Raw genomic sequence first — 11,930 nt, 5'->3', positions numbered from 1 at the left:
GTGTAAGAGGATGCAAACATACCAATTTGACAACTTTCCTAATCATCAAAGAAACTCAGAGATTGAGAGACTTACTACGAATGTTGATAGTCATTCGAAAACATTGGTAGATTTACTTTTAACGAACGGATTATATGGTTCTAATGAAGTACTAGATGTAGGTTGTGGAACAGGGGCTATGCTTCAATTATTAGCTTCACTTCTGGAAAAGACAAAATTCCACGGTGTTGACAACAGTACTAAAATATTAGAAACAGCAAAGAATACAATAGGACAGACGAATGAAAAGATTCAGTTAACACATGGAGATGCATGCAATTTACCATATCCTGATAATACATTTGATTTTGTATTTACTCGTCTCGTATTAATGCACAATTCTAATCCCGAACAAGTTATTGATGAGATGGTCCGTGTCTGTAAACCCGGTGGGACGATTTGTGCAATCGAAATCGATGACGGAACACAACTATTCCATCCACACGGGGAAGAATTAAATAAAATCGTTCAAGCGCATATTCAATTCTCTAAACTTCACGGTACAGACCGAACAATGGGAAGAAAGCTATATTCCCTTTTCTCCAAGCATTCTCACACTGAAGAAACAATGGTAATCATCCAGACTTCCGACTACTCCAAAGATTTTATCCAAAACAATGAACTTCCTACTCTATTGAAATTCGCTTTAGGTAATGATGATGGAAGAAGATTAGTAGAAGCTAATCTATTAACAGAAGAAGACCGCTCAGAGCTTGTCTCAACTTTTATCCCAAGATTTTTAGCTAGTCCTCATCGGTTTGAATCTTGTTCCTTTATGTATGCATTTGGGAAAAAAGTAGCTACCTGAAAGGAGGGGTCACTGTGGCGCAAATTAAAGTTTTTGGATTAGAGGAAAGGCTACAACCAATGCAAGAAGAATTATCCAATGTAATTCACTCTTGCTTAATAGATGCACTAGTCATTCCCACGGATAAGAAATTCCATCGCTTTTTCCCTATGAAGAAGGATAATTATTATTTTCCTAATTCACGAACAGATGCATATACAATTATCGAAATAAGTATGTTTGAAGGTCGTACAATCGAAACAAAAAAATATTTACTTCAACTATTATTCGAGCGTATAAATAGCAAATTGAATCTATCAGTCCAAGATATTGAGATTACCATTATTGAAACCCCACAATACAATTGGGGAATACGAGGAGTTTCCGGTGATGAATTGTCGCTATCATATAAAGTAGATGTATGACAGTGTTATACGTCCAGCATAAAATGTTGGTGTAGAATAAAAAATATCAAGAGGTGATGACATGGATAATGAGTCCGTAAGTAAGCTAAAAAACAGATTAAAAGAACTTAAAAAATCTGTAGATAAAAAAACAGCCGCAAAGTTGGAACTAGATACGTGGGATAGTATTATAAATAAAATAAATTCATTCGCCCCCGAATGTGAAGAATGCTCTCGTCACATCCGCGAACTTGATGATTATTTAGCAGGTTTACTATCTAAGATTGATGGTCCAGAAATGGTAGATTACAAGCAACATAAAGGAAAGACGGATAGCTTAAGAACGCATTTATCCAAGCAACACGAGATTAAAACAAATGGTTATTACTTAAGCATTTTTATGTGTATTGGTATGGCGGTAGGCTTGTTGTTTGGTATGGCCGCATTTGATAATGCAGCACTAGGCTTGGCCTTTGGAGTTGGGATCGGTGTGGCAGTAGGTGCAGGATTGGATGAAGACGCTAGGAAAAAAGGAAGAGCATTGTAAAGGAACACTAAAAAATGATAAACGGGGGATTCATTTGAATAAAATTATCTTGCAGGTAGAAAGTCTTGTTGTTTTATTAGCCTGTCTTTACTTCTATTCTTTTTTAGAATTTAATTGGGTTTTATTTTTCGTTCTATTACTAGCCCCTGACGTTTTTATGGTAGGCTATTTGATCAATAAAAAGGCCGGTGCTCTTCTATATAATGTCGTTCACACATATAGTTTATCGATTATCATTACGGTTTTAGGAGTCATACTCTCTAATCCCGTAATCTTGTCGATAGGATTGATATGGACCGCACATATTGGTATGGATCGATGCTTTGGTATTGGGTTAAAGTACCAAACAGGTTTTAAAGACACTCATTTCAATCGCGTCTAACCCAACTCCTTTTTAAATACAAAACTAACTTTTTCGTAATCCATTTTTTCCGTATAGAATCGATGAGCATCTACCCTTTGCAAACCAGATGAAAGTGCAACCCTCTCATATTGATGCTCTTGTGCCCATCGGTGTATAAAGGAAAGTAGCTGTTCTCCATAGCCCTTTGACCGGAGCGTTGCATCTGTTACAAGGTCACAAACCCAGACAAATCTTCCATAGTATAAAGTAATCATTGGCTTAAACCCGATTACAGCTACAATTCTATCTTTTTCAATCAGGGCAAACAGTTTATAGCGATCCTGTTCCTGTGCTTCTTTTACCAACTCTAAATATGTCTTCTTGTCCAAATGTGTACGCAGTTGACTCATTACTGGATAAGCCTGAGCAATTTCCTCCATTAAGATGAGTTCCTTAATCATTACTCTTATTCTCCTTTTGGGTATCAATTATTGTCCTCAGGATAAAACTCATAGCGGAACCATCGGAATATCGCATTACCAAAATCAGAATGGATTTTTTTCATTTCTCCTGACTCTAACGATACCTGGAATACTTGATCCTTTATCATCTTCTCATCTTCATCAAAAGTAGCGATTCGTACTTTACCATAAAAGTCCCATTCATCATGAAAGTTTTTCACATATACCTCTGCTTTCGATGTACCATCCTTTTGTATTGGTTGGACTAATGCGACTAATTCTTTATTTGTTGCACGCTCTTTATTTTCTTCAAAAACTTCTAGCAATCTCTCGTCAATATCGATTTCATTCATCGGTTGGACCTGTGGCTCTGCCGTCACATCGAAATAGAGAAAAAACGAGACAAATAAAAAGTTAATAATGAATGCACTTATACTTGCACGGATGGTTGTTTTTAAAGGATATCTCCCTATCACCATGGCAAAAATAGCCACTAACGTGAAAATAACCGTTATTAACTGCCACTGTGAGAAGATAATTTGTTTAAATATATCCAATGTATTCACAACTTTCTATCTTTTGCTATACTTATTGTAACAGAAAAAATTCCCATAAACTATCAGTGAGGAGGAATTATGAAGCCTAATAATGCTCTATATTACTATCAAGAAAAGAAAATGGAACCATTCGGATGGATACTAGTCTTTTACATTATTACTCTCTTTTTCTTTCTGAGTATTTTCATGATTATTGGTCCCATAAAAGTATTCATTGATTACATAAATGTCTGGAGTGCTCTACTACTACCCTTTGTACCTTTAGGTGTATGGCTTTCAATAAAAACATTTCGCTATGCTAGAGGAGCTATATGGCATAACAACCACAACACGATCTATCATTTTTACCGCAATCATATTGAATTGATTCAATGGAAAGAAACGTATAACCCAGAGCCAGAGAAAAATAGAATTGATGTAAATACAATTGAGAAGATTATCGTTTCACAATATATTGCGAATGAATACAGAACAAAACACGGCGGGAAACATATAGACAGGAATTACATTTTATACATCATTCATGCGACGAAAGGTGACAAGGAGTTGTTTTTACTACCTTTACCTAATAAAGACGAGCAAATGAATACTTGGCTGACTTACTTCAAGGAATTAGGATTACCAGTTTATTTCTATAACTCTATCCTTTACAATGTTGAACGGAAATACTTTCTCAATGATGAACAAAGACTTGAGATATTAGATAAGGAAGATGACTTAGTTCCGCTCGAATATAACGGGGATTGGAAACAACTTAAAAAAGAACTGCGTAACAATTGGAATTACTACAGTAAGATCGATCCATTGGAAGAAAAAGTGCCAGAGCTAGAAGCAGATATGGAGCTTCCCCACACAGGTGAAGTTTCTAAAAAGAAGGCAAGAGTGTCTTTTAGAATATGGGCAAATACTACTTTGTTTATCTACGCTGTTATGATTGGATTTACGTTTAGTTTAGTAGAACTAACAAGAGAAGGCTACATCGCACCAGATAATTTAGTTATCGTTATAATTATATTCTTATTGGGGTCTTTTCTTTACTTTTTCTTTCTTAGGAATTATCTTCGATGGTATTTAATGCTCGTATTAGCTGTGAAGGTATTCATCTTTGGCTTCATGGCGGCTATAGGCTTTGAGGATGATGCCATCGGGGTACAGGTTGGAGAAAATATACTCGGAGTCGCCATGTTATTTCCTATCATTGTTTGGCTCCCATACGTAGCCGTAAAATTAATTCATAGAGTAAATAAGAAGGAGTGAGATATCCCCTTCTTATTTACTTATATCACCTTATATTTCGCTCATTTAATCGTTTGATAATGGGGAATAATTCCATTAAATCATCGATGATATAATCAGACTCTACTTCCTCCCATTGCATTGTCCTCTTCCAGACTCCTATCATTCCAACATCTTTAGCCGCCTTTATATCATTGATTGGATGATCCCCAACAAAAATACATTCATCTGCAGATAGATTAAGAGACGTCAAAGCTCTATTAAAGATTTCTGGATTAGGCTTTTTGATGCCCTCTAATTCAGAAACTAGAATTACCTCGAAAAACTCCTCTATCTCCAATGCCTTTATATTATTCATCTGAAAGGTTCCTTTACCATTCGTAATCATTCCTAATTGGATGGATTGCTCCTTTAATTGCTCAAGCATTTGCCTAAGGTCGGAAAAAGGAATACAGTGGTGCTGAAATTCCTCCATGTAATCAGAAAGTAATTCTTCCCAAGTTGCATTAATCCGAAATTCATCAATCAGTTGCCGATAAACTTTATCCTTCCACACATATCCATGACAATCTAGTTCGAGAAAACGTGCAATGTACGTTTCCTTAGGAATATGACTCAGCACTTCTAGCCATCTTTCATATTGATGATCAATATAGCTCCTCAATGATGCATCCCTGTTGAGTAGAGTCCCGTCTAGGTCAAATATAACAGCACGAATCATTCTACCTCACCACCTCTCTTAAACTATATTTTCTCCTTTTAAACTCAATACCTTTTAAGCCTTCTTTTTTTCTGGAAATATCGTATACGACCACGAATAGATAAAATCTACTGCGAAAACAATAGCCCAAACGATAGATATTTGATAAAAAGTTTCATTTGCATACGGAGTTTCTTCAATATTCTCTGTACCCATCCATGATAAATCGAATAAATATTCGAGCATAAGGCTGATGTCTTTTGTGCCTTGCCACCAGAAAAGAGCCTGAACACCGAAAAAGACAACCAAGTGAATCATGGAACTGTTTCGATTTTTTCTTGCAATATACTCGGGATTTTTCTGTTTATCCATAATAGCGCGATCTTTATCTGTTAATAAGTTTACCTTTCGGAAATTACCTATTTTCAGTCGCATCCAACGGTCTAATTTCTTAAAATCTGCAATACCGAATGTACAAGCGTAAAGAACAAAGATAGTAATGACGATTTGGAACGTGGATATTTCGCCTGTTTCTTGATAAATAATGATTGCTAAAATTGCTTCTACAACTAATAACACAATAAAAAGCAAAAGGAATTGTAAACTAAGCTTCTGTTTTCCGAGGAGATAACGTGTAATTCCAAATACTAGCAAACTAAGAAAAGAGATGATTTCGATAGCAATAAAGAACTCCCATTGAAATTCAACGATAGCATTCATATTTTTTCCTCTATTCCCAATATAAATTAGTTTATTATAAGTATAACGATAGAGACTATTTTATTCTATATAAAAAAGCATGCCTCCCTTAAAGAAACATGCTTCCAAACTTTATCGCTTGTTTTTTGTATATACATCAAAGGCAACTGCTGCTAATAATACAAAGCCTTTAATTGTTTGTTGCCAGTCAATACCTATACCAATCAACGACATACCATTGTTCATTACACCCATTACAAGTCCACCAACAATAGCACCAATAACCGTACCTACACCACCAGCCATGGATGCTCCACCAATAAATACAGCTGCAATGGCATCTAGTTCTAACATATTTCCAGCCGCAGGTGTCGCAGAATTCAATCGTGCGGCAAACATTAATCCTGCTAGTGCCGCTAAAAGTCCATTGTTAACGAACACCCAAAATACGACGCGTTTCGTCTTGATACCAGATAAATCTGCAGCCTTTCTATTTCCACCTGTAGCATATACATGCCTACCCATTACTGTGTTGTTCATTATAAATGTATAAATAATAATCAATCCAATGACAATAACTAATACTGTTGGCAGCCCTTTGTTGAGAGCCAATTGATACATAAAGTAATTAATAACACTAATAAGAATCGCAAGTTTTAGTAATGAAACCCATAGAGGCAATACGTCTAATTGATGTTGAAGCTGCTGGGAACGTTTGCGGAATTCAATCCAGACTAAAGCTAAAGATAGAATTATAGCTAATCCTATCGTTAATAAATGAATGTCTCCACCACCGATATTAGGAATAAAACCACCACTAATTTTTTGAAATGAATCTGGAAAAGGTGCTAGTGATTTTCCATCTAATAGCCATAAAGTGAGCCCTCTAAAAATTAACATTCCTCCAAGGGTAACTATAAAGGAAGGAACCCCTACATATGCCACCCAAAATCCCTGCCATACTCCAATCAAGGCACCAGCTAATAGAGATAAAATTACCGCTATCCAAACTGGGACACCCATATTAATAATTAATACACCTGCTATTGCTCCTATAACAGCAACAACGGATCCAACCGACAGATCAATATTCCCTGTTATAATGACAAGCACCATACCAACTGCTAAGACAAGAATAAAACCATTTTGCAATATTAAGTTCGTAAGATTCAACGGAGTAAAATTAATTCCATCTGTTAAAATCCAAAACAAACCTGTAATCAATACAAGAGCAATAATCATCCCATATTGTCTAATATTATCTCTGAATAAATTATAAATTGTTTGCATTCTCACCCATCCCTTTAGCCGTCATATATTTCATTAAGGTCTCTTGAGTTGCATTCTCCTTCGTTACTTCCTGCGTAATTTTACCTTCACTCATTGTATAAATACGATCGGATAACCCTATGACCTCAGGTAGTTCAGAGGAGATAACAATAACTGCTAATCCTTGCTCTGCTAACTTATTAATTTGCGTATAGATTTCAAACTTAGCACCAACATCTATTCCTCTTGTAGGCTCATCCAATATTAATACATCAGGATCTGTAAAAATCCATTTACTTAAAACAACCTTCTGTTGATTTCCACCACTTAAATTTCCTACCAGTTGATCAATAGACGGTGTTTTAATATTAAATTCTTTTCTCGATTTATCCGCTGCTGTTATTTCTTTATTTTTACTAATGACGTTCCTAGAAGTAATCCTTTTTAGATTAGCGAGGGTAATATTGTGCTTTACGTCATCAATCAGGTTCAGTCCATATGTTTTTCTATCCTCCGTGGCATAAACTACTCCTGCTTGAATCGCATCACTTACGGTGTTAAATTCAACTCTCTGTCCATCTTTCCACAATTCGCCTGTTATTTTTTTACCGTAAGATTTTCCAAATATACTCATCGCTAGCTCTGTCCGGCCCGCTCCCATTAGACCTGCTATTCCAACAATTTCTCCCTTTCTAACGAATAGCGAAGCATTATCTATCATCTTGCGATCTGACTGTTGCGGGTGGTAAACATTCCAGTTCTTTACTTCGAAGACGATATCACCAATTTTGGGGTTTCTATCTGGAAAACGACTCGTTAATTCTCTTCCTACCATTCCTTTAATAATACGGTCTTCTGAAATCTCCGTTTCGGATGTATTCAACGTTTCAATCGTCTGGCCATCTCTTAAAATTGTGATTGAGTCCGATACCTGAGTCACTTCATTTAGTTTATGTGAGATAAGAATCGAGGAAATCCCCTGTTTCTTCAATTCTAGTAGCAAGTTCAATAAATTCTCGCTATCATTCTCGTTTAATGCTGCCGTAGGCTCATCTAAAATTAATAGTTTTACATCTTTTGATAAAGCCTTAGCTATTTCGACAAGTTGCTGTTTACCTACCCCTATCTCTGAAACGATCGTTTCTGGTGAATCGGTAAGTCCAACTCGTTTTAACAGTTTCTCTGCTTCTTGATAGGTTTGACGCCATTTGATTATGTTTTTAGACTGTCGTTCATTTCCAAGAAAAATATTCTCCGCAATCGAAAGATACGGACTTAATGCTAATTCTTGGTGAATAATAACAATACCTAATTCCTCACTTTGCTTAATATCCTTGAATTCGGACACTTTCCCATTAAATAAAATTTGACCATCATAGGTCCCATACGGATAAACCCCACTTAATACTTTCATTAAGGTAGATTTACCAGCTCCATTCTCACCGACTAGCGAATGAATGTCTCCTTTTTTCACTTTAAAATTAACATGATCCAATGCCTTAACACCTGGGAATTCTTTTGTAATGTTTTGCATTTCCAGAATATAATTCTCCGACATTACTTCACCACCTTATTATCAATCATTCACATATAGGGTTAGCAGCAAATGCTACTAACCCATAGAACTATTGCAGCTCTTCTTCTGTATAATAACCACTATCGAGAATTTTCTCTTCATAGTTTTCTAAGTCTACTACCACTGGCTCCACTAAATAAGATGGGACAACCTTCTCCCCGTTATCATATGTTTCTGTATCATTCACTTCTGCCTCTTCGTCATTTAATAAAGCTTCTGTCATATCTACTGCCACTGCTGCTAAATCACGTGTATCTTTAAAAACAGTCATGGATTGTTCTTCTGCAATAATTGCCTTCATAGATGCTAATTCTGCATCTTGTCCTGTAATTACAGGTAATGGTTGGTCACCAGAACCATATCCGACTCCTTTTAAAGCTTGGATAATCCCTCGTGCTAATCCATCATTAGGTGCGAGAACAGCATCGACTACTTCACCTGTTCCATATGCCTCGCTAAGTATGTTTTCCATTCGTGTCTTTGCGGCATTCCCATCCCACTTCATAGTTGCTGCTTGCTGAAACTCTGTCTGACCACTCTGGATAACAAGCTTCCCTTCATCGATGTAAGGCTGAAGAATACTCATCGCTCCGTCCCAGAAGAAATTCGCGTTATTATCATCAGGCGACCCACCAAATACTTCCATATTAAATGGCCCTGCTTCTGATTCTAGGTTTAATGAATCTACGATATACCCAGCCTGAAGTTCACCAACTCTGAAGTTATCGAATGTGGCGTAATAATCGATTACAGGAGTTCCCATTATCAAACGATCATATGCAATAATTTTTACCCCTTGTTCTTCTGCTTGGGCAAGTACATTTGTTAGTGCTGTACCGTCAATGGCTGCTACAACTAAAACATCCGCACCTTTTACAATCATGTTTTCAATTTGCTCTACTTGCTTGTCTACATCGTTTTCTGCATATTGAATATCTGTCTCATAGCCTAGCTCTTCAAATTTTTCTACCATATTGTTTCCATCATCAACCCAACGTTGTAACGTTTTTTCCGGCATCGAAATACCGATTAACGTATCACTGTTATCACTATTATTAGAAGATCCGTCAGCTCCACCACAAGCAGTTAATACAAGCAAAACAACAATAAAAACACCTAATGACATGATTTTTCGCACTTTTTATCCCTCCTGATTTTTTCCCTAATACCGATAATAATTTAGAAAAACCAATTCAATCACTATAGTAAGAGCCACCTATTAGATGAGGTATTGGTATACTTGTCCCTATGAAAAAATATATGCTCGCAAATGAGGTTATAGAAGAGGAATATAAGAACTTTTTACTTATGTAAGAAATGATACGTTCGTGGCTAAAAACAAAAAAACGCCAACCTATTTAGCTGACGTTTTATCGTTTATTTAATTTCTTTAAGTATTCTCGCTGGGTTACCACCCACTACAACGTTATCTGGTACATCCTTCGTTACAACAGCCCCCGATGCTACAACAACGTTATCACCTATCGTAACACCAGGGTTAATAATGGATCGGCCACCAAGCCAAACATTATCACCTATCGTTACCGGATTTGCATATTCCCTACCTGAGTTCCGTTCAACAGGATCAATCGGGTGAGTTGCTGTATAGATGTGAACCCCAGGCGCCATCATACAATTATCACCTATACGCACTTCACTAACATCTAATATCGTGCAATCAAAGTTAGCAAAGAAGTTCTCTCCCACATACGTGTTACAACCATAGTCGAAACGAATATTAGGTTCCATAAAGATTGTTTCACCCGTAGAACCAAGCAAAGCTTTTAATATCTCCGTTCTTTTCTCAATTTCGGTTTCAGTTGTTTGATTGAATAGACGAACCAATTTTCTTGCTTCTTCTCTTTCCTTAAGTAAAACAGGATCTTCCGGATTGTACATTTCTCCGTTTAACATTTTTTCTTTTTCTGTTCTCATTATTTTCCTTCTCTCTATCATTCATTTTTAATTTTACTAGATTGAAACAAAGTTGTTTTCTTTCGAATATAGACAATGATGGTAATCATTACTACAAGCTCCGCTAACGGGACTGATAACCATACACTATGAATCCCAAAGATTAGTGGCAGTACCAAAATAAAGATCATCATAAAAATAATTTCTCTTGAAGCAGTAATCCAAGTAGCCATTCTTATTTGGGCAATAGATTGGAAATAGCTCATCATGACAAAATTGACACCCATGAAAATATACGCAATAAAAAACAAACGGATACCTATTAAAGCTATATCTACTACCTCTTGTGGGAAGTCACCAAAAATACTTACAATTTGTCTTGTTGCTATCTGACCAACTAAAAATGCCAATATTCCCGATCCTGTTGCAACTATGAGAGCAAGTTTCATTGTTTGCTTAATACGATCTTGAGATTTAGCACCAAAATAATAGCTAACTAGCGGTTGAACAGCTGCTCCCATCCCTAAAAATATCATTAGCATTACACTATGAATATAATTCAAAATAGAAAAGGCTGCTACACCAGCCGTTCCTAGTAACCTCGCTAGAGTAACATTATAAGCGACTGTAAAAACAGATATCCCGAGTTCGGATAAGAAGCTTGGAAATCCAATTCCCATTGTTTGTTTAAAGATTGTTCGGGAAAAACGTATTTTCAGAAAGCGCAACGTATTCTTTTTCGTAAAAAAATGAGTAGCTAAAACTAGTACCCCTAATGCAGCGGAAAGAATCGTTCCAAAAGCAACTTCTGCTACTCCGAGCTCTAAGACGTATAATATATAATAGTTAATTAATATATTTGCTACCGCAGTTACAACTAGCGACATCATAGCTAAATTTGGATTTTGATCATTTCGGATGAACGTACTTAAAGCATTCTCTACCGTTAAAATAAACCCAAACAAAAGCATAATCCTTAAATAATCATTCGCATAAGGAAACGTCTCATCATTAGCGCCTAACCAATACGTAAGCGGATCTTTTAATATAAACGCGAGTAGACTAATCACAAGCGTAAATAATCCAATTAGAATAATCGAATGCGTAAAAATATACTGCGCATGTTTTGTATCACCTGCTCCTCTAGCTTGAGAATATAAAGTGGCACCACCTATTCCTATCCATAATGACATAGCCACAAGAATCGTATAGACAGGAGAGGCGATACCAACTCCCGCCAACGCTACCTCACCTAGTCGATTGCCGACCATTATTCCATCGACCACTATATTTAATGCCATAATCATCATACCTACTAACGATGGTATGAGATACCTCATAAATACACGACCAACGGATTCTCTATCTAATAGATTGTTCTGATTCGTTGTCATCTCG

14 protein-coding genes are annotated in these 11,930 nt (G+C 36.4%); 5 read left to right on the top strand and 9 right to left on the bottom strand.

Translation table 11 applies throughout. From position 1 onward, the window contains the following. Positions 1 to 10 precede the first annotated feature (10 nt). The 4 genes from GGQ92_RS13025 to GGQ92_RS13010 all read left to right on the top strand — a co-directional run bounded on the left by GGQ92_RS13025 (position 11) and on the right by GGQ92_RS13010 (position 2,159). Positions 11 to 847: a class I SAM-dependent methyltransferase gene (locus tag GGQ92_RS13025; RefSeq protein ID WP_184249683.1), complete on the top strand. Its 837-nt coding sequence runs from the start codon at positions 11 to 13 to the stop codon at positions 845 to 847. 14 nt (positions 848 to 861) lie between these two features. Then, positions 862 to 1,251, top strand: coding sequence for a tautomerase family protein (locus GGQ92_RS13020; RefSeq protein ID WP_184249680.1), 390 nt, complete (start codon positions 862 to 864; stop codon positions 1,249 to 1,251). A 61-nt stretch (positions 1,252 to 1,312) separates the two neighbouring features. Then, positions 1,313 to 1,777: a glycine zipper domain-containing protein gene (locus tag GGQ92_RS13015; RefSeq protein WP_184249677.1), complete on the top strand. Its 465-nt coding sequence runs from the start codon at positions 1,313 to 1,315 to the stop codon at positions 1,775 to 1,777. A 34-nt stretch (positions 1,778 to 1,811) separates the two neighbouring features. Continuing rightward, positions 1,812 to 2,159, top strand: a complete 348-nt coding sequence (locus GGQ92_RS13010) for a DUF4260 domain-containing protein (RefSeq protein ID WP_184249811.1) — start codon at positions 1,812 to 1,814, stop codon at positions 2,157 to 2,159. Here the strand turns inward: GGQ92_RS13010 and GGQ92_RS13005 are convergent. Together GGQ92_RS13005 and GGQ92_RS13000 are read right to left on the bottom strand one after the other, a co-directional pair. Beyond that, positions 2,156 to 2,581, bottom strand: a complete 426-nt coding sequence (locus GGQ92_RS13005; protein WP_184249674.1) for a GNAT family N-acetyltransferase — start codon at positions 2,579 to 2,581, stop codon at positions 2,156 to 2,158. The genes GGQ92_RS13010 and GGQ92_RS13005 overlap by 4 nt on opposite strands. A gap of 23 nt (positions 2,582 to 2,604) precedes the next feature. Continuing rightward, entirely contained in the window at positions 2,605 to 3,147 is a 543-nt protein-coding gene (locus GGQ92_RS13000) for a hypothetical protein (RefSeq protein ID WP_184249670.1), read from the bottom strand. 69 nt (positions 3,148 to 3,216) lie between these two features. On the opposite strand from GGQ92_RS13000, the gene GGQ92_RS12995 reads away from it, so the two are divergent. Beyond that, positions 3,217 to 4,395 carry a hypothetical protein gene (locus GGQ92_RS12995; protein WP_184249667.1) on the top strand — a complete coding sequence of 393 codons (1,179 nt, stop codon included), beginning with the start codon at positions 3,217 to 3,219 and terminating at the stop codon, positions 4,393 to 4,395. Positions 4,396 to 4,420: 25 nt separating this feature from the next. Here the strand turns inward: GGQ92_RS12995 and GGQ92_RS12990 are convergent, their stop codons facing one another. The 7 genes from GGQ92_RS12990 to GGQ92_RS12960 form a co-directional block, all read right to left on the bottom strand. Continuing rightward, complete coding sequence (locus GGQ92_RS12990; protein WP_184249664.1) at positions 4,421 to 5,095, bottom strand: HAD family hydrolase; 675 nt, start codon at positions 5,093 to 5,095, stop codon at positions 4,421 to 4,423. A 54-nt stretch (positions 5,096 to 5,149) separates the two neighbouring features. Continuing rightward, the gene (locus GGQ92_RS12985) at positions 5,150 to 5,794 is read right to left on the bottom strand and encodes a hypothetical protein (RefSeq protein ID WP_184249661.1); all 645 of its coding nucleotides are present in this window, start codon (positions 5,792 to 5,794) and stop codon (positions 5,150 to 5,152) included. 111 nt (positions 5,795 to 5,905) lie between these two features. Further along, positions 5,906 to 7,063, bottom strand: a complete 1,158-nt coding sequence (gene mmsB, locus GGQ92_RS12980) for a multiple monosaccharide ABC transporter permease (RefSeq protein WP_184249658.1) — start codon at positions 7,061 to 7,063, stop codon at positions 5,906 to 5,908. After that, on the bottom strand, positions 7,047 to 8,600 hold the full coding sequence (gene mmsA, locus GGQ92_RS12975) for a multiple monosaccharide ABC transporter ATP-binding protein (RefSeq protein WP_184249655.1): 1,554 nt from the start codon (positions 8,598 to 8,600) through the stop codon (positions 7,047 to 7,049). Before mmsA ends, mmsB begins: the two co-directional genes overlap by 17 nt. A gap of 67 nt (positions 8,601 to 8,667) precedes the next feature. Continuing rightward, positions 8,668 to 9,756, bottom strand: coding sequence for a multiple monosaccharide ABC transporter substrate-binding protein (chvE, locus tag GGQ92_RS12970; protein ID WP_343068830.1), 1,089 nt, complete (start codon positions 9,754 to 9,756; stop codon positions 8,668 to 8,670). A 239-nt stretch (positions 9,757 to 9,995) separates the two neighbouring features. Then, the gene (locus GGQ92_RS12965; protein ID WP_184249652.1) at positions 9,996 to 10,553 is read right to left on the bottom strand and encodes a sugar O-acetyltransferase; all 558 of its coding nucleotides are present in this window, start codon (positions 10,551 to 10,553) and stop codon (positions 9,996 to 9,998) included. 17 nt (positions 10,554 to 10,570) lie between these two features. Then, positions 10,571 to 11,926: an MATE family efflux transporter gene (locus GGQ92_RS12960; protein WP_184249649.1), complete on the bottom strand. Its 1,356-nt coding sequence runs from the start codon at positions 11,924 to 11,926 to the stop codon at positions 10,571 to 10,573. Positions 11,927 to 11,930 lie beyond the last annotated feature (4 nt).

It is taken from the genome of Gracilibacillus halotolerans, from assembly GCF_014206945.1.
Taxonomy (GTDB): domain Bacteria; phylum Bacillota; class Bacilli; order Bacillales; family Amphibacillaceae; genus Gracilibacillus; species Gracilibacillus halotolerans.
The sequence above is the reverse complement of the archived record's forward strand: the minus strand, read 5'-3'. Positions and strand labels throughout refer to the sequence as shown.